This window comes from Microbacterium sp. MMO-10 (genome assembly GCF_037148715.1).
Classification (GTDB): Bacteria; Actinomycetota; Actinomycetes; order Actinomycetales; family Microbacteriaceae; genus Microbacterium.
In genome coordinates this window covers 732,400-757,509 of the sequence record NZ_JBBCSV010000002.1, presented here as the reverse complement: position 1 = coordinate 757,509, position 25,110 = coordinate 732,400, and the positions used below count along the sequence as shown (strand labels likewise).

The 25,110-nt window shown below is 68.9% G+C and carries 29 protein-coding genes; 7 read left to right on the top strand and 22 right to left on the bottom strand.

Annotated features, from left to right (window positions below):
* The first annotated feature begins 56 nt into the window (after window positions 1-56).
* Both WFJ17_RS07960 and WFJ17_RS07955 read left to right on the top strand, forming a co-directional pair.
* Window positions 57-1,676, top strand: coding sequence for a DUF349 domain-containing protein (locus tag WFJ17_RS07960; protein ID WP_336648114.1), 1,620 nt, complete (start codon window positions 57-59; stop codon window positions 1,674-1,676).
* Between the two features lie 83 nt (window positions 1,677-1,759).
* The gene (locus WFJ17_RS07955; protein ID WP_336648113.1) at window positions 1,760-2,314 is read left to right on the top strand and encodes a type IV toxin-antitoxin system AbiEi family antitoxin; all 555 of its coding nucleotides are present in this window, start codon (window positions 1,760-1,762) and stop codon (window positions 2,312-2,314) included.
* 31 nt (window positions 2,315-2,345) lie between these two features.
* On the opposite strand, the gene WFJ17_RS07950 is transcribed toward WFJ17_RS07955, so the two are convergent.
* The 12 genes from WFJ17_RS07950 to WFJ17_RS07895 all read right to left on the bottom strand — a co-directional run bounded on the left by WFJ17_RS07950 (window position 2,346) and on the right by WFJ17_RS07895 (window position 12,906).
* The gene (locus WFJ17_RS07950; RefSeq protein WP_336648112.1) at window positions 2,346-4,607 is read right to left on the bottom strand and encodes a RelA/SpoT family protein; all 2,262 of its coding nucleotides are present in this window, start codon (window positions 4,605-4,607) and stop codon (window positions 2,346-2,348) included.
* Window positions 4,608-4,697: 90 nt separating this feature from the next.
* On the bottom strand, window positions 4,698-5,699 hold the full coding sequence (gene secF, locus WFJ17_RS07945; RefSeq protein ID WP_251439676.1) for a protein translocase subunit SecF: 1,002 nt from the start codon (window positions 5,697-5,699) through the stop codon (window positions 4,698-4,700).
* The gene (secD, locus tag WFJ17_RS07940; protein WP_251439673.1) at window positions 5,699-7,426 is read right to left on the bottom strand and encodes a protein translocase subunit SecD; all 1,728 of its coding nucleotides are present in this window, start codon (window positions 7,424-7,426) and stop codon (window positions 5,699-5,701) included. The genes secF and secD overlap by 1 nt, the downstream gene beginning before the upstream one ends.
* A 69-nt stretch (window positions 7,427-7,495) precedes the next feature.
* Window positions 7,496-7,945 (bottom strand): preprotein translocase subunit YajC, encoded by a 450-nt coding sequence (locus WFJ17_RS07935; RefSeq protein WP_251439671.1) that lies wholly within the window; start codon window positions 7,943-7,945, stop codon window positions 7,496-7,498.
* A gap of 72 nt (window positions 7,946-8,017) precedes the next feature.
* Window positions 8,018-9,046 carry a Holliday junction branch migration DNA helicase RuvB gene (ruvB, locus tag WFJ17_RS07930; RefSeq protein WP_336628294.1) on the bottom strand — a complete coding sequence of 343 codons (1,029 nt, stop codon included), beginning with the start codon at window positions 9,044-9,046 and terminating at the stop codon, window positions 8,018-8,020.
* Complete coding sequence (ruvA, locus tag WFJ17_RS07925) at window positions 9,039-9,656, bottom strand: Holliday junction branch migration protein RuvA (protein WP_292887254.1); 618 nt, start codon at window positions 9,654-9,656, stop codon at window positions 9,039-9,041. The genes ruvB and ruvA overlap by 8 nt, the downstream gene beginning before the upstream one ends.
* A gap of 9 nt (window positions 9,657-9,665) precedes the next feature.
* Window positions 9,666-10,253, bottom strand: coding sequence for a crossover junction endodeoxyribonuclease RuvC (gene ruvC, locus WFJ17_RS07920; RefSeq protein ID WP_336628293.1), 588 nt, complete (start codon window positions 10,251-10,253; stop codon window positions 9,666-9,668).
* The gene (locus WFJ17_RS07915) at window positions 10,250-10,879 is read right to left on the bottom strand and encodes a GrpB family protein (protein ID WP_336648111.1); all 630 of its coding nucleotides are present in this window, start codon (window positions 10,877-10,879) and stop codon (window positions 10,250-10,252) included. The genes ruvC and WFJ17_RS07915 overlap by 4 nt, the downstream gene beginning before the upstream one ends.
* Before the next feature lie 16 nt (window positions 10,880-10,895).
* Window positions 10,896-11,654 carry a YebC/PmpR family DNA-binding transcriptional regulator gene (locus WFJ17_RS07910; protein ID WP_336648110.1) on the bottom strand — a complete coding sequence of 253 codons (759 nt, stop codon included), beginning with the start codon at window positions 11,652-11,654 and terminating at the stop codon, window positions 10,896-10,898.
* Window positions 11,655-11,758: 104 nt separating this feature from the next.
* Complete coding sequence (gene pdxT, locus WFJ17_RS07905; RefSeq protein ID WP_336648109.1) at window positions 11,759-12,412, bottom strand: pyridoxal 5'-phosphate synthase glutaminase subunit PdxT; 654 nt, start codon at window positions 12,410-12,412, stop codon at window positions 11,759-11,761.
* Window positions 12,413-12,437: 25 nt separating this feature from the next.
* Entirely contained in the window at window positions 12,438-12,608 is a 171-nt protein-coding gene (locus WFJ17_RS07900; RefSeq protein WP_251439658.1) for a hypothetical protein, read from the bottom strand.
* Window positions 12,609-12,729: 121 nt separating this feature from the next.
* Window positions 12,730-12,906 carry a hypothetical protein gene (locus WFJ17_RS07895; protein WP_336648108.1) on the bottom strand — a complete coding sequence of 59 codons (177 nt, stop codon included), beginning with the start codon at window positions 12,904-12,906 and terminating at the stop codon, window positions 12,730-12,732.
* Window positions 12,907-13,136: 230 nt separating this feature from the next.
* On the opposite strand from WFJ17_RS07895, the gene WFJ17_RS07890 reads away from it, so the two are divergent.
* The gene (locus WFJ17_RS07890) at window positions 13,137-13,622 is read left to right on the top strand and encodes a DUF6328 family protein (protein ID WP_251439655.1); all 486 of its coding nucleotides are present in this window, start codon (window positions 13,137-13,139) and stop codon (window positions 13,620-13,622) included.
* Between the two features lie 38 nt (window positions 13,623-13,660).
* Here WFJ17_RS07890 and WFJ17_RS07885 read toward each other — a convergent pair whose 3' ends face one another.
* From WFJ17_RS07885 to WFJ17_RS07870, 4 genes are read right to left on the bottom strand one after another with little or no spacing between them, the layout of a single operon-like run.
* Complete coding sequence (locus WFJ17_RS07885) at window positions 13,661-14,719, bottom strand: carboxylate-amine ligase (RefSeq protein ID WP_336648107.1); 1,059 nt, start codon at window positions 14,717-14,719, stop codon at window positions 13,661-13,663.
* Window positions 14,720-14,917, bottom strand: a complete 198-nt coding sequence (locus tag WFJ17_RS07880) for a CDGSH iron-sulfur domain-containing protein (protein ID WP_251439651.1) — start codon at window positions 14,915-14,917, stop codon at window positions 14,720-14,722.
* Window positions 14,914-15,990: an iron-containing redox enzyme family protein gene (locus WFJ17_RS07875; RefSeq protein WP_442927973.1), complete on the bottom strand. Its 1,077-nt coding sequence runs from the start codon at window positions 15,988-15,990 to the stop codon at window positions 14,914-14,916. The genes WFJ17_RS07880 and WFJ17_RS07875 overlap by 4 nt, the downstream gene beginning before the upstream one ends.
* Before the next feature lie 21 nt (window positions 15,991-16,011).
* A complete protein-coding gene (locus tag WFJ17_RS07870; RefSeq protein WP_251439649.1) occupies window positions 16,012-16,374 on the bottom strand; it encodes a hypothetical protein in 363 nt (120 codons plus the stop codon).
* A gap of 459 nt (window positions 16,375-16,833) precedes the next feature.
* Here WFJ17_RS07870 and WFJ17_RS07865 point away from each other — a divergent pair, with 459 nt between their 5' ends.
* Window positions 16,834-17,001: an SRPBCC family protein gene (locus WFJ17_RS07865; RefSeq protein WP_336648106.1), complete on the top strand. Its 168-nt coding sequence runs from the start codon at window positions 16,834-16,836 to the stop codon at window positions 16,999-17,001.
* Window positions 17,002-17,329: 328 nt separating this feature from the next.
* On the opposite strand, the gene WFJ17_RS07860 is transcribed toward WFJ17_RS07865, so the two are convergent.
* The 3 genes from WFJ17_RS07860 to WFJ17_RS07850 all read right to left on the bottom strand — a co-directional run bounded on the left by WFJ17_RS07860 (window position 17,330) and on the right by WFJ17_RS07850 (window position 19,160).
* On the bottom strand, window positions 17,330-17,905 hold the full coding sequence (locus WFJ17_RS07860) for a dihydrofolate reductase family protein (protein ID WP_336648105.1): 576 nt from the start codon (window positions 17,903-17,905) through the stop codon (window positions 17,330-17,332).
* Between the two features lie 43 nt (window positions 17,906-17,948).
* Window positions 17,949-18,563 (bottom strand): helix-turn-helix transcriptional regulator, encoded by a 615-nt coding sequence (locus WFJ17_RS07855; RefSeq protein ID WP_336648104.1) that lies wholly within the window; start codon window positions 18,561-18,563, stop codon window positions 17,949-17,951.
* A gap of 324 nt (window positions 18,564-18,887) precedes the next feature.
* Window positions 18,888-19,160, bottom strand: a complete 273-nt coding sequence (locus WFJ17_RS07850; RefSeq protein ID WP_251439643.1) for a CBS domain-containing protein — start codon at window positions 19,158-19,160, stop codon at window positions 18,888-18,890.
* A 243-nt stretch (window positions 19,161-19,403) separates the two neighbouring features.
* Here WFJ17_RS07850 and WFJ17_RS07845 point away from each other — a divergent pair, with 243 nt between their 5' ends.
* Window positions 19,404-19,793, top strand: a complete 390-nt coding sequence (locus tag WFJ17_RS07845) for a hypothetical protein (protein WP_336648103.1) — start codon at window positions 19,404-19,406, stop codon at window positions 19,791-19,793.
* A gap of 33 nt (window positions 19,794-19,826) precedes the next feature.
* Window positions 19,827-20,282: an SRPBCC family protein gene (locus WFJ17_RS07840; protein WP_336648102.1), complete on the top strand. Its 456-nt coding sequence runs from the start codon at window positions 19,827-19,829 to the stop codon at window positions 20,280-20,282.
* 98 nt (window positions 20,283-20,380) lie between these two features.
* Here WFJ17_RS07840 and pdxS read toward each other — a convergent pair whose 3' ends face one another.
* A complete protein-coding gene (pdxS, locus tag WFJ17_RS07835; RefSeq protein ID WP_292887267.1) occupies window positions 20,381-21,283 on the bottom strand; it encodes a pyridoxal 5'-phosphate synthase lyase subunit PdxS in 903 nt (300 codons plus the stop codon).
* 90 nt (window positions 21,284-21,373) lie between these two features.
* Between pdxS and pdxY the strand changes: the two genes are divergently transcribed.
* Entirely contained in the window at window positions 21,374-22,225 is an 852-nt protein-coding gene (gene pdxY / locus WFJ17_RS07830) for a pyridoxal kinase PdxY (protein ID WP_336648190.1), read from the top strand.
* A gap of 159 nt (window positions 22,226-22,384) precedes the next feature.
* Here the strand turns inward: pdxY and WFJ17_RS07825 are convergent, their stop codons facing one another.
* Window positions 22,385-22,945 carry an HIT family protein gene (locus WFJ17_RS07825; RefSeq protein WP_251439638.1) on the bottom strand — a complete coding sequence of 187 codons (561 nt, stop codon included), beginning with the start codon at window positions 22,943-22,945 and terminating at the stop codon, window positions 22,385-22,387.
* Window positions 22,942-24,870: a threonine--tRNA ligase gene (gene thrS / locus WFJ17_RS07820; RefSeq protein WP_336648189.1), complete on the bottom strand. Its 1,929-nt coding sequence runs from the start codon at window positions 24,868-24,870 to the stop codon at window positions 22,942-22,944. The genes WFJ17_RS07825 and thrS overlap by 4 nt, the downstream gene beginning before the upstream one ends.
* Window positions 24,871-25,110 lie beyond the last annotated feature (240 nt).

Here is a 25,110-nt window from a genome sequence, read left to right as displayed (position 1 = left end):
ACTAGGCTGAGGCTGTCCTTTCCGCCTCCCGCGGTCCGCCGCGCAAGGAGTTCACCGTGTCCACCGAAGAGCACATCCCCGAAGACCCCGCCGCCGTCGAGCAGGCCGAGCCGAATGCCGTCGAAAGCTCGGCTGCCGCAGGCGAGGCGCCGGCCGAAGGCCCGGCCGAGACCGCAGCGGCCGATGCCGCCGAGACGCCCGAGGGCGACAGCCCCGAAGCGCCCGCCGGCGACTCCGCAGCCGACGGCGCAGAAGCCCCCGCCGCGGGTCCCGCAGCCGATGCCGCCGAGGCTCCTGCGACCGATGCCGTCGAGACCCCCGCCGCTGCGGCCCCCGCGCCTCGCCCGACGGCGCTGCCCCGGCCTCCGGCCATGCCGCGGCCGCCCGCATCGTCGATCCGTCCCGCGGCTCCCGCGGCTCCCGCCGTGGCCGTGCCGCGCGGGGCGGCCGACGCCGCGGAGTGGGGCCGGGTCACCGAGGACGGCACCGTCTCGGTCCGCGAGGACGACGCCTGGCGCGAGGTCGGGCAGTACCCCGACGGCACTCCCGCCGAGGCGCTGGCCTATTTCGTGCGCAAGTTCGAGGATCTGGCGTTCAAGGTGAACACGCTCGAGCAGCGCGTCCAGGCCGGCGGCTCCGGCGCCGGCGATCTCGCCAAGCAGGCCCAGCACCTCGTCGTCGAGGTGACGGATGCCGCGGCGGTCGGCGATCTCGCCGCGCTCCGCGCGCGCCTCGACGCGCTCACCGGCTCCCTCGCCGACGCCTCGGCCGCCGAGGCGCAGGAGGCGAAGGCCGCCGTCGACGCCGCGATCGCCGAGCGCACCGCGCTCGTGGAGCGCTCCGAGGCCATCGCTGCGCAGGACCTGTCCTCCGTGCAGTGGAAGAAGGTCACGGAGGAGATGGGCGCGCTCTTCGACGCGTGGCAGAGCCACCAGCAGAACGGCCCGCGGCTGCCGAAGGGCACCGCGAACCAGCTCTGGAAGCGGTTCCGCGACGCGCGCGCGACCGTCGACCGCCAGCGCCGCGCCTTCTACGCCGAGCTCGACGAGACCCACAAGGCCGCACGCGACCGCAAGTCGCGCCTGGTGGAGCGTGCCGAGGCCCTCGCCCCGAAGGGCGTCGACGGCATCCCCGCCTATCGCGGCCTGCTCGACGAGTGGAAGGCGGCCGGGCGTGCCGGCCGCAAGGCGGACGACGCGCTCTGGGCCCGTTTCAAGGCCGCCGGGGACGCGCTGTACTCCGCGCGCGCCGAGCAGGCGGCCGCGACCGAGGCGGAGTCCGCGCCCCGTATCGAGGCGCGGACCGCGCTGCTCGAGGAGGCCAAGGCCGTGCGCGACGAGGCGAACCTCGCGAAGGCACGCGCCCTGCTCACCCGGATCCAGCGCGACTGGGACGAGGTCGGGCGGATCTTCCCCCGGGAGAAGGAACGTGCTCTGGACGACCGCCTCCGCGTGATCGAGCAGGAGCTCAAGTCGCGCGAGGACGTCGACTGGAAGCGCAACAACCCCGAGACGAAGGCGCGTGCCGGCGCGATGAGCGAGCAGCTCCTGCAGGCCATCGCCAAGCTCGAGGCCGAGCGCGACGCGGCCGAGAAGTCGGGGAACGCGCGGGCGCTCAAGGAGGCGACCGAGGCGCTCGAGGCGCGTCGCGCCTGGCTCAGCGCGCTCGACGGCTGACCGCGACCGGCACGAGTCCGCATTGTCCACAGGGCGGGGATCCTCGGATCCCCGCCCTGTGTCGTCTGGCGCACACTGGAGGCATGCTCGGCGCTCTCCTGCACCGCCCCGGCCGGCGGCTCTCCCTGACGGAGCTGTCCGCCGCACGCCTCGACGGTGACGTCGTGGAGCTCGGCGAGGTGTACGCCCCTGCCGATCTCGTGGAGACCCCGGCCCTGCGGGCCGCCTCCCTCGCTCCCCTGATCGAGACGATCCGCGGAGCCGCCTTCGCCGGGATGAGTGCGGCCTGGATCCACGGCGCCGGGAATGCGCCGCCCGAGGTGCACGAGGTGCAGAGCGCCACGGGTCGCCGCCTCCGCGCCCCGGCGAACCGCAGGCTCATCGTGCACGATCCGGTGCTGGAGCCTGTCGACCTGCAGGACCTCGGCGGTGTCGCCGTGACGACGCCGGAGCGCACCCTCATCGACCTGCTGCGCTGGCCGGCGACGCAGCCGGGACGACGGGCGTGGGCACGGCTGCTCGCCGAGGCCGAGCCGTCGGTCCTGCAGCGCACGGCACGCCGTCTGGCCGCGACCGATCAGGGTCCCGGACACCAGCGCGTCGCCCGGTTCCTCGCCGCGCACGGCGTCGACGCATGACGCCACGGCACGCGCGGTCTGAGGGCCGGAGTCAGGACGAGGTGACCCGGTACACGTCGTAGACGGCGTCGATCCGGCGCACCGCGTTGAGGACCCGGTCGAGGTGCACCGTGTCCCCCATCTCGAACACGAAGCGACTCAGCGCGAGCCGGTCGTTGGTGGTCTGCACCGTGGCGGAGAGGATGTTGACGTGATGCTCGCTGAGCACCCGCGTGACATCGGACAGCAGGCCCGACCGGTCGAGCGCTTCGACCTGGATCTGCACGAGGAACACGCTGCGGGTGGTCGGCGCCCACTCCACGTCGACCATCCGGTCCTTCTCCACCGACAGCGCCTTCACGTTCACGCAGTCCGAGCGGTGCACCGAGACGCCGCTCCCCCGGGTCACGAATCCGACGATGTCGTCGCCGGGGACCGGGGTGCAGCACTTCGCGAGCTTGACGAGGATGTCGGCGGCGCCGCGCACCAGCACGCCGGAATCGCCTTCGCGCGGGATCCGGCTGCGTCCCTGGGCGGGAATGTCGATCGCCCCGGTCGAGGTGTCCTCGGTCGTGGAGATCAGTGCGGTGACCTTCTCCAGCACCGACTGGGTGGAGACGTGCCCTTCGCCGACCGCGGCGTAGAGCGCCGAGACGTCCTCGTAGCGCAGCTGGTGCGCGACCTCGGTGAACGACTCCTGGCTCATCAGACGCTGCAGGGGCAGGTTCTGGCGGCGCATCGCACGGGCGATGGCCTCCTTGCCCTGCTCGATCGCCTCCTCGCGGCGCTCCTTCGTGAACCACCCGCGGATCTTGTTCCGCGCGCGGGTGCTCTTCACGAACGTCAGCCAGTCCTGGCTGGGGCCCGCGTCGGGGTTCTTCGACGTGAACACCTCGACCACGTCGCCGCTGTTGAGCGCGGTCTCCAGGGGCACGAGGCGCCCGTTGACCTTGGCGCCCATCGTGCGATGGCCGATCTCCGTGTGCACGGCGTAGGCGAAGTCGACCGGCGTGGCGCCCGAGGGCAGTCCGATCACGCGTCCCTTCGGCGTGAAGACGTAGACCTCCTTCGCGCCGATCTCGAAGCGCAGCGAGTCGAGGAACTCGCTCGGATCCGCCGTCTCCGCCTGCCAGTCCGAGATGTGCGCGAGCCAGGTCATGTCGGCGTCGGCCGTGGAGCCCTTGCCGCCGCCGTTCATCCGCTCCTTGTACATCCAGTGCGCGGCGACGCCGAACTCCGCCTGCTGGTGCATCTCGTGCGTGCGGATCTGGATCTCCACCGTGCGTCCGCCAGGGCCGATCACCGTGGTGTGCAGCGACTGGTAGAGGTTGAACTTCGGAGTCGCGATGTAGTCCTTGAACCGGCCGGGCAGCGGAGTCCAGCGGGCGTGGATCGCACCGAGCACCGCGTAGCAGTCCCGCACCGTGCCGACGAGCACGCGGATGCCGATGAGGTCGTAGATGTCGTCGAACTCGCGTCCGCGGACGACCATCTTCTGGTAGACGGAGTAGAGCTGCTTCGGCCGCCCGGCGACCTTGCCGCGGACCCGCAGGTCGCGCAGATCGCTCTCGACCGCGTCGACGACCTCGCGGATGTACTTCTCCCGCTGGGGGGTGCGCTGCTTGATGAGGCTGTCGATCTCGGCGTAGATCTTCGGATGCAGCACGGCGAAGGAGAGATCCTCGAGCTCCGACTTGATCGCCTGGATGCCGAGGCGATGCGCGAGCGGAGCATAGATCTCGAGGGTCTCGGTGGCCTTCTTCGCCGCCTTCTCGGGCGGCACGAAGCCCCACGTGCGCGCGTTGTGCAGGCGATCGGCGAGCTTGATGATCAGGACCCGGATGTCCTTCGACATCGCGACGATCATCTTGCGGACGGTTTCGGCCTGCGCGCTGTCCCCGTACTTGACCTTGTCGAGCTTGGTGACGCCGTCGACCAGCATCGCGACCTCGTCGCCGAACGTCGCGGTGAGGTCGGTCAGGGCGTAGCCGGTGTCCTCGACGGTGTCGTGCAACAGGGCGGCGGCGATCGCCCGCGGGCCGAGGCCGAGATCGGCGAGGATCTGCGCGACCGCGAGCGGATGCGTGATGTACGGCTCACCGCTCTGACGCTTCTGCCCCTGGTGCTTCTCGGCCGCCACGGCGTAGGCGCGCTCGATGATCGCGAGATCTCCGCGCGGGTGGTTCTGCCGCACCGTGCGGATGAGGTTGTCGAGGTCGTTGATCCGGGGCGCGCGCGAGAAGATGCGGGGCACGAGCCTGCGCAGACTCGATCCCTGTGCCGGTGCCCCCGGCGTCGTCCCGACCTCGCTCATCCGACCTCCAGGCAGATCATCCTACAAGCGCCCAGGAGCGCGGGATCCCGGGCAGGGGCGACGACTGCCCGTCGCCGACCCTGCGGGGCATCAGACCTCGACCGCGCTGACCGTCGCGCGCTCGCGGGCCGCGAGCACGCGCTTGTCGTGCTCGCGGATGGCCGGCTCGTTCTCGCGGAACAGGGAGTACAGCGGAGCCGCGACGAACAGCGTCGAGTACGCGGCCACGATGATGCCCACGAAGATCGACAGCGAGATGTCCGTCAGAGTCTGCGCACCCAGCCAGAACGCGCCGATGAAGAGGATCGCACCGACCGGGAGCGCCGCGATGACCGCGGTGTTGATCGAGCGGACCAGCGTCTGGTTCACGGCGAGGTTCACGGCTTCGCCGAACGTGCGCGACGACTTCGTGCCCTCCTCGCTCGTGTTCTCGCGGATCTTGTCGAACACGACCGTGGTGTCGTAGAGCGAGTAGGCGAGGATCGTCAGGAAGCCGATCACCGCCGCCGGCGAGATCTCGAACCCGGCCAGGGCGTACACGCCGACCGTGATGACGAGCACGTCAAGCAGGCCGAGGATGGACGCCGCCGACATCTTCCAGGTGCGGAAGTAGATCGCCAGGATCAGGAACGTCAGCGCGAGGAAGATCGCGAGGCCCCACAGCGACTGACGGGTCACCCCCTCGCCCCAGCTCGGGCCGATGAACGAGGTGTTCACCTTGTCCACGGAGACCCCGTAGGCCTTCGCGAGGGCGGCCGCGACGTCGTGGCTCTGCTGCTCGCTCTTGAGCTGAGCCGTCTGCACGCGGATGTCGCGGTTGTTGACCGTGGTCACCTTCGTGGTGACGTTCGGCAGCACCGAGCGCACCGCCGTCGTCGCGATGTCCTGGTTGCGGTTCGCCGGAGCCTCGACGGTGAACTGGGATCCGCCGGTGAACTCGATCGAGAACTGCACCGGGCGGAACAGCGGCACGAGCGCCGAGCCCACGACGAGCAGGATCGCGATGATGAACCAGAGCCGCCGTCTCCCGACGAACGGGAAGGAGGTCTTGCCGGAGTAGAGATCGTTGCCGAGCTCGTTCATGGAGCGCATCAGTCGTTCTCCCCGTTCCGGCTCGCGCCCTGGTCCGCGGTGGCCTGGGCCTCCGCGCGCTTTCTTTCGGCGATCGTCTGGCGGCGCTCCGCCTCACCGCGCGAGCGGCCGGCACGGGCTGCCTTGCCCTGGGAGGCCGTGGCCACCGCACGGTACTCGGTGCGTCCACGGTAGACCGCTCCCAGCGCCTCCGGATCCATCCCGGAGAGCGGGTGACCGTTGCCGAAGAACCGGGTACGGGCCAGGAGCTGCATGACCGGGTGCGTGAAGACCACGAAGATCAGCACGTCGATGAGGGTCGTGAGACCGAGCGTGAAGGCGAAGCCCTTGACCGTCGCGTCGGCGAGGATGTACAGCACCACGGCCGCGAGGATGTTGATCGACTTGGAGATGTAGATCGTGCGCTTGGCGCGGCTCCAGCCGTCCTCCACCGCACCGGTGATGGACTTCCCGTCGCGCAGCTCATCCCTTATTCGCTCGAAGTAGACGATGAACGAGTCCGCCGTGAATCCGATCGACACGATCAGACCGGCCACACCGGCCAGCGACAGCCGGAAGCCCATGCGCCAGCCCAGGATGCAGATGAGCACGTAGGTGATGACCGCCATCACGGCGATCGAGGCGATGATGACGAAGCCGAGAGCGCGATAGCTGAGCAGCGAGTAGATCGCGACGAGCCCGAGGCCGATGAGTCCGGCGATGAGGCCGATCTGCAGCTGCTGGGAGCCGAGGGTCGCGGAGATGGTGTCGGAGCTCTGCACGGTGAAGCTGAGCGGCAGTGCACCGAACTTGAGCTGGTCGGCCAGGCTCTTCGCGGTCTCCTGGGTGAAGGAGCCGCTGATCGACGGGCGTCCGTCGAGGATGACGCCGTTCATGGTCGGTGCGGAGATGACCGACCCGTCGAGCACGAAGGCGAACTGGTTGCGCGGCGTCTGGTTCTGCTGCGTGAAGGCGTAGAGGCGCTGGCTGACCTTGCCGAAGGCGTCGGTGCCCTTGCCGTCGAAGGTCAGGTTGACCTCCCACTGACCGTTCTGCTGGTTCAGGCCGGCCGTCGCATCCTTGATCGACGTGCCGTCGAGCTCCACAGGCCCGAGCAGGTACTTGGCCTGCCCGCTGCTGTCGCAGGCGATGAGCGGCTGATCCGTCGGCTGCTTCGCGGCGTCGCGCTTCGTCTTGCAGTCGAAGGCGAGGAACTCGGCCTGCAGTTTCGGCGTCACCCACGACATGTCACTGCCGTCAGTGGGCGACGGCGACGGCGTGGAGGCGAGGCCCGGGGCCGGAGTCGGGTACGGCGTCGACTTGCCGTCATCGCCCACGAAGGAGGTGGACGGACTGGTCGCCGCCAGCACCGCGCGCAGCTCCATCTTGGCGCTCGCCTGGATCCGGTTGCGCGTCGCCTCGTCCGCCTTGCCGGCGATCTGGACGACGATGTTGCGCCCGCCCTCGGTCGTGATGTCGGACTCGCCGACTCCCGAGGCGTCGACGCGCTGACGGATGATCTGCGCGGCCTGCGTGAGCTGGTCGGCGTTCGGATCCTTGCCGTCGGCGGTCTGGGCGCTGAGGATGATCTGCGTGCCGCCCTGCAGGTCCAGGGCCAGCTGAGGCGTCCACGAGCTCTTGCCGAAGCCGTACACGCCGAGGGCGTTCAGTCCGAACAGGACGCCGATGGCGATGAGCAGGCCGAGCAGGACCCGCCAGGCGTGCTTGACGGGAGAAGACGATGCCACGAAGGTTCTTCGCTTTCTGAGGGGGACGGTCTGTCCGGAGGGACGGTCGTGCGCCGGGCGGGGCGCGCGTCAGTTCTTGTCGTCGGCTTCGCGCTCCAGGCGCGCGCGGGTCTCCTCGGCCGACTCGATGCGGATGTCCCCGGCACGCTCGTCCAGCGGAGTGTGCTCGTCCAGCGGCGTCTGCTCGTCGAGCGGCGTGTGCGCGCTCTCCTCGACCGGGGCGGGCTGCTCCTCGTCGACGATGCGCAGGATCGCCTGCGAGTGCACCTCGATGACCACTCCGGGTGCGATCTCGACCTTCGCCGGGCGGTCCAGGTTCTCCGGGTCGAACTCGACGATCGTGCCGTACAGGCCGCCCTGGAGCAGCACCCGGGCGCCGGGCACCGTCTCCTGGGCCTTCTTCTCCTGCTCCTCCTTCATCCGCTTGTTGCGGCGGCGCGTGGAGAACACCATGAAGACGAGCAGGATGGCCAGAACGAAGAACAGGCCGTACTGCGAGAAGAAGGTCGCGATATTCATGCGAGCGGTGCACCTTTCGGGCATGCGCCATCGATGGCGCACAGAAATGGGGACGGTGGAAGTCTTCAGCGATTATAGGTCATCGAACAACGCGGCCCCCTCGGGGTGCGCCGCTCCGAGATGCGCATAGGCCTCGGGCATCGCGATGCGACCCCGGGGCGTGCGACCGAGGAAGCCGATCCGCACGAGGTACGGCTCGACCACGCTCTCGATAGTGTCGGCCTCCTCCCCGACCGAGACGGCGAGGGTGCTGAGCCCCACCGGCCCTCCGCGGAATCGGCGCACGATGGCGTCCAGGACGGCGCGGTCGAGTCGGTCGAGTCCGATGCGGTCGACGTCGTAGAGCTCGAGCGCGGCGCGCACGTCGTCGACGGACGCGGACGCTCCCTCGCCGTGCACGAGGGCGTAGTCGCGGACGCGGCGCAGAAGCCGGTTGGCGATGCGCGGAGTGCCGCGGGAGCGCCGGGCGATCTCGGCGCGGGCCACCGCCGGCACGCCCACTCCCAGGACGATCGCCGAGCGCTCCACGACGCGCTCGAGCTCATCCGGCTCGTAGTACTCGAGGTGCGCGGTGAAGCCGAACCGGTCGCGCAGCGGATTGGGCAGCAGGCCCGATCGTGTCGTCGCCCCGACGAGCGTGAACGGCGCGAGCTCGAGCGGGATGCTCGTCGCCCCGGCCCCCTTGCCCACCATGATGTCGATGCGGAAGTCCTCCATCGCGAGGTACAGCATCTCCTCGGCGGAGCGCGCCATGCGATGGATCTCGTCGATGAACAGCACCTCGCCCGGCGTCAGGCTGCTGAGCAGCGCCGCGAGGTCGCCCGCGTGCTGGATCGCCGGGCCGCTGGACATCCGCAGCGGGCGGCCGCTCTCGTGCGCCACGATCATCGCGAGCGTGGTCTTGCCCAGCCCCGGAGGGCCGGAGAGCAGGATGTGATCGGCCGGCCGATCCTGGATCCGCGCGGCCTCGAGCAGGAGCTTCATCTGCCCGCGGACCTTGTGCTGCCCGACGAACTCGTCCAGGCTCGACGGGCGCAGCGCGCCCTCGATGGCGAGCTCGGCCTCGTCGACGGCCTGGCCGGAATCCTGGAACTCAACCACGGCCGGCCCCGCCCTGCGCGGGGCCGAGCGACGCGAGCGTGCGCCGCAGGAGCAGCGCCACGGATCCGCGTTCGGTCTCGCTCGCCTCGGTCGTGCTCCGTTCGGCGGCTTCGGCGGCGACGCGCTCGGACCAGCCGAGGCCGATGAGGGCCGCGATCAGCTGCGTGCCGATCTCGTCGGGGATCGAGGCCGTCGCGGGTGCCGCGACGGGGGCCTGCAGCTTGCCGGTGAGCTGCACCACGATGAGCTTCGCGGTCTTCGGGCCGATCCCGGAGACCCGGCGGAAGGGCGCATCGTCGTCCGCGGCGACGGCGGTCGCGATCTGGTCGACCGAGAGATGCGAGAGCACCCCGAGGGCGGACTTCGGCCCCACCCCCGTGACGGAGAGCAGGTGGCCGAAGACCTCGAGCTCTGCGGAGTCCGCGAAGCCGTAGAGGGAAAGTGCATCCTCGCGCACGATCAGCGAGGTGTGCAGGCGCAGTTCGTGCCCCACTCGGGCGGTGTGTGCGACATCGCCCGGAACCGCGACCGAGAAGCCGACTCCCCCGACCTCGATGATGACGGAGTCCGTGGTCGCGGACAGCACGGTGCCACGCAGGGAGGAGATCATGTGAGCAGTCTACGCACGTGCTCGTAGGTATGTTCGAGCGACACGCTCCGCATCGGCCCAGGCCTTCTGGGCCGGCGTCTGCGCGCCACCCTCGCCCGCCGCGCCGATCAGACCGGGCCCGCGCCACGCGTGGCACAGAGCGATCGCGAGGGCATCCGCCGCATCGGCGGGCTGCGGCGGCGCATCGAGCCGCAGGATGCGCGCGATCATCGCCTGCACCTGCTTCTTGTCGGCGGAGCCGTATCCGGTCACGGCCGCCTTCACCTCGCTCGGCGTGTGGGTGGCGGCGGGGAGACCGTGTTCGGCGGCGACGAGCAGCGCGACGCCGCTGGCCTGGGCCGTGCCCATGACGGTGTGCGTGTTCTGCTGGGCGAAGACCCGTTCCACGGCCACCGCATCCGGTGCATGCTCGGCGATCACCGCGCGGATCCCCGCGGCGACCGCGGCGAGCCGCTCTCCGATCGGCGCGTCCACCGGGGTGCGGATCACGCCCACGTGCACGAGCGTGCCGCGGCGCATCGGATCGACGTCGACCACGCCGACGCCGCAGCGCGTGAGGCCGGGGTCGATGCCCAGCACCCGTCGTACTCCGCTCATCCCTCCAGGCTAGGCGCGGATCCGCCACTCGCCGCCGAGGCGCGCGGCCAGCCCATCGCCGCCTGCGCGCGGTCCATGAACACGCTCTTCGCCCTCGTGTAGTCGTCGTGGTCGGCAGCGGCGGCGTTGTCCTCCGCGAGCCTTCGCTTCAGTCGTTCGTACTCGGATCGGGCCGCGGGATCCGCGCGCAGCCAGTCGCGGAAGGCGACGACGAAGTCGGCGAACGGCGAGTCGGCGCGCCGCACGTGCAGGATCAGCCCCTGCGCCGGTCCCGTCGGATCCAGTTCCCGGAAGTAGAGCAGCTTCTCATGATGACGGGCGTCGGATCCGGGTCGAGGCGTGTCGACATCGACCCCTGGGGAGTCGGGCCGGGATCCGCGCGCCCTCTCGATCAGGAGCGACCCGAGCGCCGCGCTGACCGCGGCTTCATCGGGGATCACCGGGACGAGGAGCTGGAGGTCCAGGTACGACTTGGCGGCGAGGCCCGGCACTGCGGTGGAGCCGATGTGCTGGAACCCCGCGACGGGGATTCCGGCCTGCGCGAGCGCCTCCCGGATCCACCGGATCCAGCGCGAAGCGACCGAGGGCCACGCCGGATCGTACGGGACGATCTCCGGCGCGGCCATCGAAGGGTCTCGCGGCTTACTCGTCGTTCTCGAGCTCGGCCTGCACCTCGGGCGTGAGGTCGAAGTTCGCGTAGACGTTCTGCACGTCGTCGCTGTCCTCGAGCGCGTCGATGAGACGGAAGATCTTGCGCGCCGCCTCGGCGTCGATCTCCACCTTGAGGTTGGGGACGAACTCGACGTCGGCGGACTCGTACTCGATGCCCGCCTCCTGGAGGGCGGTGCGCACCGCGACCAGGTCGGAGGCGTCGGTGATGATCTCAAAGCCCTGGGCGTGCGGCTCGATCTCCTCGGCGCCGGCCTCGAGCGCCGCCATCATGACGTCGTCCTCGGTGGTGTTCTCGCCCTCGACGACGATCACGCCCTTGCGGGTGAAGTTGTAGGCCACGCTTCCCGGGTCGGCGAGGGTTCCGCCGTTGCGGCCCAGCGCGGTGCGGACCTCGGCCGCCGCGCGGTTCTTGTTGTCGGTCAGACACTCGATCATGAGCGCGACGCCGTGGGCGCCGTAGCCCTCGTACATGATCGAGGAGTACTCGACCGACTCGCCGCCGATGCCGGCGCCGCGCTTGATGGCGCGGTCGATGTTGTCCTTCGGGACGGAGGTCTTCTTCGCCTTGAGCACGGCGTCGAACAGCGTCGGGTTGCCGGCCTGGTCGGGTCCGCCGAGCTTGGCGGCGACCTCGATGTTCTTGATGAGCTTGGCCCAGGACTTGGCACGGCGCGCGTCGATGACGGCCTTCTTGTGCTTGGTCGTGGCCCACTTGGAATGCCCGGACATATGTCTCCCGCTCGTATCCGCCCTGTGGTTCATCCCGCCAGGGCATCGTCCATTCTAGAAGATCCGCGCTCCGGGCACCGACGGTCGGCGCGATACCGCCGGGATCAGGCCGCCGCGACGGCGCGGCGCGCCTCGACCAGCTCCAGGAACCGCGCATGCAGACGCGTCTCGCCGTTCATCTCGGGGTGGAAGCTCGTGCCGAGCAGGTTCCCCTGCTGCACCGCCACCACACCCCCGTCGGGCAGGGCGGCGATCGCCGAGGCGCCCGGCCCCACCCGCGTGATGAGGGGGGCCCGGATGAAGGTGGCGTCCACCGGCTCGTCGATGCCGTCGACGTCCAGGGTCGTCTCGAAGGACTCGACCTGGCCGCCGAACGCGTTGCGCGCGACGGTGACGTCGAGCCCGCCGAAGGTGAGCTGCCCGTCGATCGCCCCCTCGATCTCGTCGGCGAGGAGGATCAGCCCGGCGCACGTGCCGTAGACCGGCAGGCCGTCGGCGATGAGCGCACGCAGTGGATCCCGCACCCCGAAGATCCGGGACAGCTTGTCGATCACACTCGACTCGCCGCCCGGGATCACCAGGCCGTCGAGCCCGTCCAGCTGCTCGGGGCGGCGGACGGGAACCGCCTCCGCCCCGAGCGCGGTGAGGATCGCGGCGTGCTCGCGCACATCACCCTGCAGCGCGAGCACGCCGATCCGCACGGTATATGTCACCGAGGTGGATGTCGAGGAGATGTCGACGAGGCGCCGGATTGTCATAGGCCAAAGCCTAGTCGAAGGGCACTCAGCCGCCGGACGGGTTCTCGACCGGCTTGCCGTTCTCGTCAGTGGTCTCCTCATCCAGGAGATCTTGATCGGGCCGTTCCGGGGCTCCGCCGGATGCGGTGTCGGCTTCCTCGTTCGGGCCGGGCGTGCCCTGCGTGTTCTGCGGACCGCCGTTCTGGGGATCACTCATGGTGGTTCTCCTTTCGTGTGTCATCGACTGTATGAAAAGGCACCGGCTCCGGACAGGGTGTTGACTTCCGGACTGAAGGTCGTGGACTTTCCGGCGTCGTGGATGATCACACCGGGGGCGGTCAACCGCCGGCGATCGTGAACCAGATGCCGTAGATGCCGGCGATGCGCAGAAACCGCACGACGGGATTGTGCTTGCGTTCCGGCTTGTCCGTGTCGGCGCGCGTGTCGCCGCCTTCGCGCTCCGACGGATGTCGGCCGGAGTCCTCTCCGGCGATTCGGTGCCTGCGATCGACCACTGGTGCTCTCCTCTGACCGGCCTCCGACCTTCACGCTGGCATGAACCGTCCCGGGTCGTGAAGGGGCATGTGCCCGACGGGGGTTCCGGGCAAGGGCTGCCACGGGCGAACTCGGCGAGTCAAGACGCTCGCTTCCGACCGGGCACGTGGCGAGAATGTCTGCGTGACGAACCACCGATCCCAGGAACCCTGCTCCCCGCCCGGGCTGACCGGAGCCGGGAGGTGACGACATGAGCGGCAAGTCCGGACTGTCAACCGCAGGCGATGTGCGACGCGACCTCGCGGGGCGGTGGGAGCGGATCCTTCAAGAGCTGCGGGTCACGCAGACCGGCACGCAGATCATCTCGGGTTTCCTGCTGTCCGTCGCCTTCCAACCCACGTTCGCCAAGCTTCCCGCGCATGCGCACGTGATCTACCTGGTTCTCGTGGTGCTGGCGTGCAGCACGACCCTGCTCGGTCTCCTGCCGGTCGTTCAGCACCGCAGACGCATGGACAAGCGACCCAGCGAGCGGCTCGTGACCATGGGGTCACGCGTGCTCGTGGTGCTGCTCGTCCTCGTGACGATCCTCGCCATCGGGGTCGCGGTGTTCATCTTCGACGCAGCTGTCGGGGTCACCGCCGCCATCATCACGGCAGGATGCGGCCTGGCGGCAGGCCTCATGATCTGGATGCTGCCGATCCACCGCGGGAGACGAGAGCATCGGCTCCGTCCCTGAGCTGCCCGATGGCCAGGGGCCGCCGAGCGATGGTGGACCTACGGTCTCTGATCGAGTCGTTTCCGATACAGCTCCGCGAGCGCGGCCGTCCCGTGGTCGCGGGCCGCGCGTTGCCGCGCTGCACCGCTGCGTCGGCGATCGAGCATCGCCGTCACGGCGCGGGTCTCGCTGCCGTTCAGGTGCGGGGCGACGCGGTCGAGGAGCGCCCGGAGCACGTCTGAAGCCGGGGCCGGACGTCCGGTCCGTGGGTCGACCAGTGTGCCGCGGACCCCGTGCCGTGCGGCGTGCCAGAGCGCCGCGTCCCAGGGAGCGTGGTCGGTACGCGACATGCCTTCGTCATCTGCGGCGTCGACGAGCGCTCGGATGATGACGGCCAGGGCGACGGACGATGCGGCGTCGAGCTGAGCATCGCACACTCTCACTTCGACGGTCGGGTACACGGTGGACAGGCGCACGTTCCAGTTCAGAGCGCGCGCGTCCGTGGTGGCGCCGATTCCGACCAGAGCCGCGACGGTGCGGACGTAGTCGTCGTCATCGCGGAAGGCCGGCGGAATCCCGTAGGTCGTCCACCGTCGCGAGTGGATCGCCCGCCAGCTGTCGTAGCCGGTGTCGCGCCCGTTCCAGAAGGGCGAGTTGGCGGACAGCGCGAGCAGGACGGGAAGCCAGCCGCGCAAGGCGTTGGACGCCCGGACGCGAAGGTCGCGGTCGACGCCGACGTGCACGTGCAGCCCACCGATCTGATGGTCGTCCGTCAAGGAGGTGACCTCGGCGGAGATCTCCGCGTACCGCTCGCCCTCGCTGATCACAGCGAGTGTCTGCCCTGCCGGCGGCGTTCCTGTTCCCGCGGCGACGACACCGGCGTCGGCGGCCCAGCGGCCGAGCAGACGACGAAAGCCGAGCAGCGCATCGATGGCCTCGGGCATCGTGGTGCACACCGGAGTCGCGTACTCGACCTGGGACCGCAGGAACTCCGCGGCCACGGTGCCGTCATGCCTGCCGTCGAGCTCTGCGATCGCCTGCATCGCGTCGTCGACTGGGGCGAGCGTCCGTGCATCGAGGAGCAGGAACTCCTCTTCGATTCCGAAAGTGGTCGCCATTCACTCGGCCCTGAACCCCGCCGGCTTGTGCGTCCCGTCGCAGAAGGGCTTGATCGCGGACAACCCGCAACGGCACAGCGCCACGGTGCGCCGGTGTGCCGCGATCGGCGTGCCATCGGCGGCGACGAGTTCCACATCGCCGCGCACGATCAGCGGCCCGTCCTGGTACGGGCTGATCGTGACCCGTGGGGGCCTCATACGCCTGCCGCCGTAGTGCGCAAGGACGACCGCCCCTGCTCCCAGGCCTCCAGGATATGAGCGCCGACAAGGCCGTCGACGGTCAGGCATGCGCGCGCACCGAACATGATCTCGGGGAGCGTTTCGGGCTGATCCTCCGCGAGGGCACCGGCCAGATCGCGCCCGGCGATCTGTTCGTGCACGGCGTCGGCCTCGACATGCTCGTCGAAGTAGTCGGTCACGTCATCACCGAACCCGAGTCGACGCAGCCCGTCGCCGTAGAACCGATTGGGAATCGACGACGTCATCTCGAACGCCGCGAGATGGCCGACGATCGCGCCCAGCAGGCGTCGGTTGAGGCCGAACATCGACATCATGTTCAGGGAGCAGAGGGTGATCGCCGGCACGGCGTCCACATAGCCTCCGTAGCGGTCGTCGAGGCCGGCGCCGCGCATCGCCTTCGCGAAGATCTCGGCGTGCATCCGCTCAGGCCGACCTCCTCCGTACTCGTCGGCCTGGATCTCCACGAGCGCTGCCTTGGCTCGACCGTTCAACCGCGGGATCGCCCACGAATGCGGATCCGCCTCATGCAGCGTGTAGATCGAACGCTGGATCAGGAACTCCAGCGCCTGCTCCCGGGTGGCCTTCTTCGCCACGTGGCGCGACAGACTCGGTCCGGAGTCGGAGGAGGTCAACGCGAACAGCGCCGACGCGACCGCCACCGGAGAGCGCTCCGGAAGGGCGTCGACGACCACGAGATCGCGGAGCGCGGCCTCGAATGCGTCCTCCAGGACGCGCCGCGCAGCCAGGAGCCTCACATCCCATTCGAGGCGCGGATCACACGCCGGGATGGATCCATACGCGGACGCATACAGCAGGAACAAGGAGAGCTGAACATCGTCGTCGCGGAGGACATCGCCGGCTTCCGCGACAGCCTGTCCGGCACCATCGACGACATCGTCCACGCCATCGGATCCGGATCCCGTGAGCGCCTCCATCAGGGCGCGGCTCAGCGGTCCGCGGGCCGCGAACGCCCACGGCTCCCTGGGGAAGGTCGTCGTGCCCCGGTCCGCCTGATCGATGAGCTGCTGCATGTTCGCCTCCCTGTGCGCCCGTCAGCGCTTCTCCTGCTCGTCCTCGTCGATGAGAGCGAGGAGGTGCTTGAGAGCGTCCTCGACGCTCTTGTGGTGGTACTGCCCGGCCCTGCTCTCCCCGGAGATCACCGCACAACGATGCAGATCCGTGAAGTCGCCATAGGGGAAGAGGTGTCGTCCCTTCGTACCCTCGCTCTCCCCCGTGTCCTCGCCCAGGAACCAGAGCGCATACGCGTCCATCCCGTGCGCATCGATGTAGTCGTTGCCGTCCGACGCGCTGGGGGCGTGCTCACTCCAGTCGTCGCGCCGGTCGTGCACCACGTGCCTCTCGCGCACCAGCGACTGAGCGTGGCGCAGGGCCTTCTCGTTGAGCTTCACGGTCATGCGCGTCTCCTCTCCGTGTTCTTGATCGCGTAACGAGCGACCGAGGGCTCCACCGTATGCGCAGCCCGAAACCGCGCCGAGGGGCTTGACGGGGACGCCTTGCGGATGGCACAGGACCAGGCGCTCCCCCGCGGGAAAGCCGCATCCTCCATCCGCATCCTCGGCGGCCGTCGACGTCGAACCAGATCCGAGCGTCGCCCTGCATGGGTGTTCTTGTGCTGCCAGCGTTGAGACCCGGCTGAACAGCGGGACCATCGTCAACGACCAGACACCCCGATGTTGGGCCTGAGGCAGTACTGTGCACCTCAACGAGACGGGTTGGGGAGCGGCTGCGGCTGCGGCTGCGGCTGCGGCTGCGGCTGCGGCTGCGGCTGCGCGATAGTACGTTCTCCTGGTGTCGATCGGAACCCTCGCGCAGCATGATCGACCTACGCCTACCGGCGCGGCATGAGGGGCATCATGATCAGCACCATGAACGCGGTGGACGAGATCGCCCGGCCGGTTGAGGAGGTCCACTCTCGCTGGAATGATCTCGATGATCTGCCTGATCTGCTTCCCCGCGTCGAACGCGTCGAACGTATCGACGAGGACATGACCCACTGGGACACCCGTGTCGCCGGGTTGTAGCGCTCGTTCTACGCAACGACTGTCGAGCAGATAGAGGACCACCAGATCAGCTGGACCGGCGATGCGGGAAAACAGCACAGCGGCGTCGTCATGATCACGCCCCTCAACGCTGGCCGCACCCGGCTCGGCCTTCTGCTCTAGGAACCTGTTGCGACGATCAAGTCGACTCACCGTCTCGTGGAAGGACGCCAGCACGCGCAGGGTCGTCGGTTTGCCGTTCCAGGGACCACTCATCTTCGCGCGTCATGGCCGCCTGCAGCGCGCACTGAACGCATCCCAGCCCGAGGCCGGCTAGCCCCCGCTCGCCAGCATCGCAGCGCGCGGGGCGTCAGATGCGGCCGCTGCGTCGATAGTGGAGCATCATGCATCCTCCCGACCTCTGATCGCTCACAAGCTCGAACCGCTGCAGATCACCGTCATCGCTGAACAACCTCGTGCCGTTACCGGCAATGGTCGGTGCGATGACGAGCCGAATATCGTCCACGAGGTGCGCAGCGAGCAGAGCCCGAGCAACGGAGAGGCTGCCGTGGATGCCGATATCGCCTCCCGACCGCTGTTTGAGGTCTGCAACGAACGCGGCCGCCGGATCCGCGACGGCCGTCGACTCGCGCCACTCCCCTGCGATCGGAGAACTCGTGAAGACATACTTCGTCGTCGTGTTGATGAAGTCCGCGAACGGCTGCACGTCCGCCGTCGGCCAGTACGGCGCCCACTTCTCGTAGGTGCGCCGACCGAGCAGCACCGTGTCCTGCGTCGCGATCGTCTCGGCCAGGAACTCACCGAGCCCGGAGCCCGTGTCACGTAGCCACTTCCCTTCGCCAGGCTCGTCCGCGAAGCCGTCCAGAGACATCAGCTCGTAGACGACGACACGACGTCCGATCTTCTCTGCACGGTTCTTGTTCACGATGCTTCCTTTCACGCGACCGTCGCTCGGTCGCTCTCGGACGCTATCGGGTCTCCTCCCGACCTGTCTTGTACAACAACGACAGCGTGCCACCGTCGCCGGAATCGGTCAGCCCGGTCGCCGACGGACCGATGAAGCGGCGGAGGGAGCGCGCGAGATGCGGCTGGTCGAAGTAGCCCGCCTCGTGTGCAACTTCTGCGACGTGTCCACCGGCCCGCAGAAGGACGGCAGCGTCGGCCGCTCGCTCGATCTGCCGAACGGTGCGGAGTGGAAGACCGACTGCCGAGAGATATCGCCGCTGCCGCGTTCGCTCGCTGAGCATGGCGCCCGATTCGAGATCAGCTCGGACCAGCAGTCCTCCGCGCACGAGGGTTTCCACGAAACGCTCCGCATCATCGAAACCAGGCAGGTCGAGCCGCTCGCCGAAGAGCCCGAGCCGGCCGTCCGCCACCCGAAGCGGGATGAACCGATCCACCATCGCCACGCCGGGAAGTGCCGGAAGGATCGCGCCCCGAACCACCCTGATGCCGACGAAGTCGGCACCAACCGGGACCGCTGCCTTGGTCGCCCGCGATTCCGGCCCCTGCAAACCTGCGTGGACACCGTCGGGGTCCTCCCACACGACGAGATCCCACTCGGCCCGGGCCACAGAGGACATAGACGCGGTTCCGTCGGTACTGCGACTGCGCCACACCCGCTCCACCCACGGCGAAGCCGACGCTCGATGCTCGAACTCCAGACCCAATGCTCCCCGTCTCTTCCGCCGAAGACATTACGCCCAGCACGGACCCGACCCTGCATCTCAGAAGCCTGCCCAGCATTATCCGGGCTGATCGCGGGGAGGGCTAGGGCACGGTCGCAGATACTTCTACCCGGTCCCAGGCTTCGGACACCTTCAGGAGTCGGTCCGCCGGTTTGAGCTCGATCCGGCGAGGATCCAGGCGATCGCGAACTCCGCCACCCGGGCCATCGGCGCAGCCGATCATTGCGAGATCCGCGCCACCGTCTCTCCCGTAGCGGACGGAGCGACGCTCAACGAGATATCGCCCTGGCTGATGATGCCGACAAGGTCGTGATCCTGGATCACCGGCACACGTCGGATCTGTCGATCCTGCATGAGCCGCAGCACATCCGCGATGTCAGCGTTCGCATCCACGTATGCCGGCGTGCCCTCCGCAAGCTCGCCGGCAGTCACGATGTTCGGATCGCCGCCGCGCGCAAGGCAACGGACGACGATGTCACGATCGGTCAGCATCTCTACGAGTCTTCTCTCGGGGCGAGCACGGGATTGACAAACGCGGGCAAGCGCCCGATGCCGGCCATCTCGTGACACAGATGCCGGTAGGCGGAGCTCACTCCGAACGCTCTTTTGATCTTTTGATCTGCGTTGCGCCCGGCAACACCTGACGACTGGCGACGGCGGTTGTCAAGGCCCTCGCCATTCCCCCGGGGATCACGGAGTCTGGGGTCATCAGAGAGATCCCGGCAGGAGGTTGAGATGAGCGAGATCAATGACGAAGGACTGCTGCCACCGAACGTGCATCACGCGCGTCCCGAGAGTCCTCGACTCCCCGACGAGGACGCCGACCGCGAACGAGCGGCGGAGGACACGGACGAGGACACAGCGGAACAGCGCATTCGGCGAGAGAGCACACCCGACGACAGCGCGCGACAGCACCCTCACGCGGAACACGCAGGGGATCGCGCGGCGGAGGGATCCGACGATCCGTACGCCAAGCGCGACGAAGACTCCCACGACGCAGGCGCACCGGCCCCGGATGAGGACGGCGGACGGGTCGACGGCAAAACGGGCGTGGAGGGCACAGGCGACGAGACCGACTCCGGCGGCGCCAGTCCGGCACGTCCGACAAGTGAACCGCCGGACTGAAGAAGCCAGTCCATCCCGGCTCACCGTCGCCACATGAGCGTGAAGGCCAGTACCGTGGTCGCGGTCGTCGAGATCGGCCGCCCCGTCGGCGAGGTCTACCGCCGATGGACCGATCTCGATGATCTGCCCGAACTCCTACCCAGCGTCGAGCGCGTCGAGCGCCTCAGCGACGACATGACGCACTGGGACGCACGAGTCGGGGGTCTCCGGCGCTCGTTCTACGCCCGAACTGTCGAGGACGTCCCTGACGAATGCATCAGCTGGGAGAGCACGGCGGGAAGGGAACACAACGGCACCGTCGTGTTCGCACCCCTCAGCTCCGACCGAACGCGTGTGACGCTGCGTGTGGTCTGGACGCCCAAGTCTCTCCTGGAGCGCATCAGCGCCGGACTCGGCGTGGACAGGGGCATCGCACAGCACGATCTCGGCCGCTTCAAGAACGGACTCGAAGTGATGGACACCGACGACCCGCCGGCTCTGCCGCCCTGACACCCCGCTGTGCAGGTCGCCGACGCCGCGCCACGACGGCAGAAGACCGGTGCCCCACGGACGCATCCGTGGGGCACCGGTCCTGATCTGACCCGGGATTACCAGCCGCGCTCCGCGAGACGGTGCGGAGCGGGAAGGTCCGCCACGTTGATGCCGACCATGGCCTCGCCGAGGCCCCGGGAGACCTGCGCGATCACCGCGGGGTCGTCGTAGGCCGCGGTCGCCTTCACGATCGCCGCGGCGCGGGCCGCCGGGTCGCCCGACTTGAAGATGCCGGACCCGACGAACACGCCGTCGGCGCCGAGCTGCATCATCATCGCCGCGTCGGCGGGAGTCGCCACTCCCCCGGCCACGAACATGACCACGGGCAGCGCGCCCTTCTCGGCGACCTCTGCGACCAGCTCGTAGGGCGCCTGCAGCTCCTTGGCCGCGACGTACAGCTCGTCTTTGGACAGGGTGGTCAGGCGCGCGATCTCGCCGCGGATCGTGCGGATGTGCTTCATGGCTTCGGAGACGTCACCGGTGCCCGCCTCGCCCTTGGAGCGGATCATCGCCGCGCCCTCGGTGATGCGGCGCAGCGCCTCGCCCAGGTTGGTCGCGCCGCAGACGAAGGGCACGGTGAAGCCCCACTTGTCGATGTGGTTCACGTAGTCGGCCGGCGAGAGCACCTCGGACTCGTCGATGTAGTCGACGCCGAGCTCCTGCAGCACCTGCGCCTCGACGAAGTGACCGATGCGCGCCTTCGCCATCACCGGGATCGACACGGCCGAGATGATCCCGTCGATCATGTCGGGGTCGCTCATGCGCGACACGCCGCCCTGGGCGCGGATGTCGGCGGGCACCCGCTCGAGGGCCATGACGGCGACGGCACCCGCATCCTCCGCGATCTTCGCCTGCTCGGGAGTGACGACGTCCATGATGACGCCGCCCTTGAGCATCTCGGCGAGGCCGCGCTTGACGCGGCCGGTTCCGGTGGTCGATTCGGGTGCAAGTTCTGTCATAGGACAGATCATACGCTGTCTGCCACGCGTCCCGACACCGCGCAGACAGTGGCGCGGGATCCCCGCCTCAAGTGAGAGGATCGAGGGATGCTGAAGGTGCTCTCCATCCAGTCCGCCGTCGCTTACGGCCATGTCGGCAACTCCGCCGCGGTGTTCCCGCTGCAGCGCATCGGCGTCGAGGTCCTCCCCGTCTACACGGTGAACTTCTCCAACCACACCGGCTACGGCGCCTGGCGCGGACCGATGATCGCCCCGGACGACGTCCGCGAGGTCATCACCGGGATCGAGGAGCGCGGCGTGCTCGGCGAGATCGACGCGGTGCTGAGCGGCTATCAGGGCGGCGAGGGCATCGGCGACGTGATCGTCGACGCCGTCGCCAGGGTCAAGGCCGCCAACCCGAACGCGGTGTACGCGTGCGACCCCGTCATGGGCAACGCCAAGTCGGGCTGCTTCGTCGCTCCCGCGATCCCCGTGCTGCTGCGCGACAAGGTCGTGCCCGTCGCCGACATCATCACCCCCAACCAGTTCGAGCTGGGCTTCCTCACGGGCACCGAGCCGGACACGCTCGAATCGACGCTCTCCTCCGTCGACGCGGCGCGTGCGATGGGCCCGAACACCGTGCTGGTGACGAGCGTCGAGCGCCCCGACCGCGAAGAGGGCACGATCGAGATGCTGGCCGTCGACGACAAGGGCGCCTGGCTCGTCGCCACGCCGCACCTGCCGATGAAGGCGAACGGATCCGGCGACGTCACCGCGGCGCTCTTCACCGCGCACTACGTCGAGACGAAGGACGCGAAGACGGCCCTCGAACGGACCGTGTCGAGCGTGTACGAGCTGCTCAGGCTCACGCTGGAGTCGGGCGAGCGTGAGCTGCAGCTCATCCCCGCGCAGGAGTTCTACGCGAACCCGCCGCTGCAGTTCGCGGCACGCCAGGTGCGCTGAGCCGATCTGGGCCGGTCACGCGACGCGGATGCGACCCCGCGCGCGGAGATCGGGTGGATCGCCCGAGACGAGGTGGATCCGGATGAAGGCGCCTGATCTCGGGCGATCCACCTGATCTCGGGCGAGGCACGGTCCGGCGCGCCGAGCGCCGTCCCAGGCTCAGGCGGGCCAGGCGTCCGCGACCGTGTTGCGCACGTCGCCCAGCAGCTGCGGCAGGGCCTTGGTCTTCGCGATGATCGGGAAGAAGTTGGCGTCGCTGTTCCACCGCGGCACCACGTGCTGGTGCAGGTGCGCGTCCACGCCGGCGCCTGCGATGGCCCCCTGGTTCATGCCGAGGTTGAAGCCGTCGCAGCGCGAGGTCGCCTTGAGCACGCGCATCGCGATCTGGGTGAGCTCGCCGATCTCCGCGACTTCCTCGGCCGTCGCCTCGTCGTAGGTCGCGATGTGCCGGTACGGGCACACGAGCAGATGGCCCGAGTTGTACGGGAACAGGTTCAGCAGTACGTACGCGGTGCGTCCCCGCGCGACGATGAGCCGCTCCTCGTCCGGATGCTTCGGCGCCTCGCAGAACGGGCACTCCTCGCGCAGCGGCTCCGGGCCCGCCTGGATGTACGCCATCCGATGCGGCACCCACAGGCGCTGGAACTCGTCGGGGACGCCGGCGAGGTGCGCGGCGTCTTCCAACTGCGCGCCCGCGCCCGCGTCCCCGACGTCGCTCATGCCAGGTCGCCGGCGGTCTGGATCAGCGCGTGACTCTCGATCGCCCGACGCACGCGGTCGACGGCCTCCGCGAGCGGAACGCCGTTCTCCTGGGTGCCGTCGCGGAACCGGAACGAGACCGTGCCCGCGGCCCGATCCTGCTCCCCTGCGATGAGGATGAGCGGGACCTTGCCCGTGGTGTGGTTGCGGATCTTCTTCTGCATGCGCTCGTCCGAGTGGTCGACCTCGGCGCGCACACCCGCCGCGCGCAGAGCGGAGACGGCGTCGTCGAGATAGTCGGCGAACGTGTCGGCGACGGGGATCCCGACGACCTGCACCGGCGAGAGCCACAGCGGGAAGTCGCCCGCGTAGTGCTCGAGCAGGATCGCGAAGAACCGCTCGATCGAACCGAAGAGGGCCCGGTGGATCATGATCGGGCGCTTCTTCTGCCCGTCCTTGTCGGTGAACTCGAGTCCGAAGCGCTCCGGCAGGTTCGGGTCGACCTGCACCGTGGACAGCTGCCACACCCGGCCGATCGCGTCGGTCGTCTTGAGGTCGATCTTCGGACCGTAGAAGGCCGCCTCACCGGGGACCTCGGTGAGCTTCAGACCGGAGGCCAGGGCCACGTTGCGCAGCGCGTTCGTGGAGTACTCCCAGAACTCGTCGGACCCGATCCACTTGTCCTTCTCGTCGTCGCGCATCGAGAGCTCGAGCTCGAAGTCGCTGAGACCGAAGTCGCGCAGCATCGACAGGATGAACTCGAGGACCTTGGTGACCTCGGCCTCGAGCTGGTCCGGCGTCACGAACAGGTGCGAGTCGTCCTGGGTGAAGCCGCGCACGCGCGTGAGGCCGTGCAGGGCTCCGGAGAGCTCGTTGCGGTAGACGGTGCCGTTCTCGGCGAACCGCAGCGGCAGGTCGCGGTAGCTGCGTGCCCGCTCCTTGTAGATGAGGATGTGCATCGGGCAGTTCATGGGCTTCAGGTAATAGTCCTGGCCCTGCTTCGTGACGTGCCCGTCCTCGTCGCGCTCCTCGTCCATCCGGATCGGCGGGAACATGCCGTCGCGGTAGGTGACGAGGTGGTTGGACGTGAGGAAGAGGTCTTCCTTCGAGATGTGCGGCGTGTACACGTAGGTGTAGCCGTCGGCGATGTGCCGACGGCGCGCATGCTGCTCCATCTCGCCGCGGATGATGCCGCCCCGCGGATGCCAGACGGACAGACCGGATCCGATCTCGTCCGGGAACGAGAACAGGTCGAGCTCCTTGCCCAGGCGGCGGTGGTCGCGCTTGGCCGCCTCCTCCAGGCGCTGCTGGTAGGCACGCAGCTCGTCCTTGGTCGGCCAGGCCGTGCCGTAGATGCGCTGCAGCTGCGGGTTCTTCTCGGATCCGCGCCAATAGGCAGCGGCGATCCGCGTGAGGTCCCATCCGTTGCCGATCATGCGGGTGTTCGGCAGGTGCGGACCGCGGCAGAGATCCTTCCAGACGACCTCGCCGTCCTTGGCCACGTTGTCGTAGATGGTGAGCTCGCCCTCGCCGACCTCGACCGAGGCGCCCTCGGTCTTGTCGGCGCCGGGACCCTTGAGCCCGATGAGCTCGAGCTTGAACGGCTCGTCGGCGAGCTCGGCACGCGCCTCGTCGTCGCTCACGACCCGGCGCACGAAGCGCTGGCCCTCGCGCTGGATCCGCTGCATCTCCTTGGAGATCGCCTTGACGTCCTCCGGCGTGAACGGGGTGTCCACGCCGAAGTCGTAGTAGAAGCCGTCGGTGATGGGCGGGCCGATGCCGAGGTTGGCCTGAGGCTTGATGCGCTGCACGGCCTGGGCGAGCACGTGGGCGGTGGAGTGGCGCAGGATCGCGAGGCCCTCGGGGCTGTCGATCGTGATGGGCTGGACGTCGTCGTCCTCGTTGACGAGGGCGGCGAGGTCCTTCTGCTGCCCGTTGACGAGCATGGCGATCACGGAACGATCGCTGTACGGGCCGTTCGCGCCGTAGAGCGCGAAGCCGTCGCAGGGGTAGGACGGCGATGCGGGGGCGGACACAGGGTTCTCAGACAAAGGAAGTTCTCCAGTTTGGCGATGGTCTCGGCTCAGCTTCGGGCGCGTCGGCGCCCTGCCCGCTCAGGCCCTGAGAGTTCGCGTGCCGCTGAGCGCGATCGGGGTCGCGTGCGTCAGCCGGGCGAAGTCCATAGG

Coding starts and splice junctions, on each gene's coding strand:
- WFJ17_RS07955 (WP_336648113.1), top strand. CDS start 1,760: ATGCTCGGCGCTCTCCTGCACCGCCCCGGCCGGCGGCTCTCCCTGACG.
- WFJ17_RS07950 (WP_336648112.1), bottom strand. CDS start 4,607: ATGAGCGAGGTCGGGACGACGCCGGGGGCACCGGCACAGGGATCGAGT.
- secF (WP_251439676.1), bottom strand. CDS start 5,699: ATGCGCTCCATGAACGAGCTCGGCAACGATCTCTACTCCGGCAAGACC.
- WFJ17_RS07935 (WP_251439671.1), bottom strand. CDS start 7,945: ATGAATATCGCGACCTTCTTCTCGCAGTACGGCCTGTTCTTCGTTCTG.
- ruvA (WP_292887254.1), bottom strand. CDS start 9,656: ATGATCTCCTCCCTGCGTGGCACCGTGCTGTCCGCGACCACGGACTCC.
- ruvC (WP_336628293.1), bottom strand. CDS start 10,253: ATGAGCGGAGTACGACGGGTGCTGGGCATCGACCCCGGCCTCACGCGC.
- WFJ17_RS07915 (WP_336648111.1), bottom strand. CDS start 10,879: ATGGCCGCGCCGGAGATCGTCCCGTACGATCCGGCGTGGCCCTCGGTC.
- WFJ17_RS07910 (WP_336648110.1), bottom strand. CDS start 11,654: ATGTCCGGGCATTCCAAGTGGGCCACGACCAAGCACAAGAAGGCCGTC.
- pdxT (WP_336648109.1), bottom strand. CDS start 12,412: ATGACAATCCGGCGCCTCGTCGACATCTCCTCGACATCCACCTCGGTG.
- WFJ17_RS07900 (WP_251439658.1), bottom strand. CDS start 12,608: ATGAGTGATCCCCAGAACGGCGGTCCGCAGAACACGCAGGGCACGCCC.
- WFJ17_RS07890 (WP_251439655.1), top strand. CDS start 13,137: ATGAGCGGCAAGTCCGGACTGTCAACCGCAGGCGATGTGCGACGCGAC.
- WFJ17_RS07885 (WP_336648107.1), bottom strand. CDS start 14,719: ATGGCGACCACTTTCGGAATCGAAGAGGAGTTCCTGCTCCTCGATGCA.
- WFJ17_RS07880 (WP_251439651.1), bottom strand. CDS start 14,917: ATGAGGCCCCCACGGGTCACGATCAGCCCGTACCAGGACGGGCCGCTG.
- WFJ17_RS07875 (WP_442927973.1), bottom strand. CDS start 15,990: ATGCAGCAGCTCATCGATCAGGCGGACCGGGGCACGACGACCTTCCCC.
- WFJ17_RS07870 (WP_251439649.1), bottom strand. CDS start 16,374: ATGACCGTGAAGCTCAACGAGAAGGCCCTGCGCCACGCTCAGTCGCTG.
- WFJ17_RS07865 (WP_336648106.1), top strand. CDS start 16,834: ATGATCAGCACCATGAACGCGGTGGACGAGATCGCCCGGCCGGTTGAG.
- WFJ17_RS07855 (WP_336648104.1), bottom strand. CDS start 18,563: ATGTCCTCTGTGGCCCGGGCCGAGTGGGATCTCGTCGTGTGGGAGGAC.
- WFJ17_RS07850 (WP_251439643.1), bottom strand. CDS start 19,160: ATGCTGACCGATCGTGACATCGTCGTCCGTTGCCTTGCGCGCGGCGGC.
- WFJ17_RS07845 (WP_336648103.1), top strand. CDS start 19,404: ATGAGCGAGATCAATGACGAAGGACTGCTGCCACCGAACGTGCATCAC.
- WFJ17_RS07840 (WP_336648102.1), top strand. CDS start 19,827: ATGAGCGTGAAGGCCAGTACCGTGGTCGCGGTCGTCGAGATCGGCCGC.
- pdxS (WP_292887267.1), bottom strand. CDS start 21,283: ATGACAGAACTTGCACCCGAATCGACCACCGGAACCGGCCGCGTCAAG.
- WFJ17_RS07825 (WP_251439638.1), bottom strand. CDS start 22,945: ATGAGCGACGTCGGGGACGCGGGCGCGGGCGCGCAGTTGGAAGACGCC.
- thrS (WP_336648189.1), bottom strand. CDS start 24,870: ATGCTCGTCAACGGGCAGCAGAAGGACCTCGCCGCCCTCGTCAACGAG.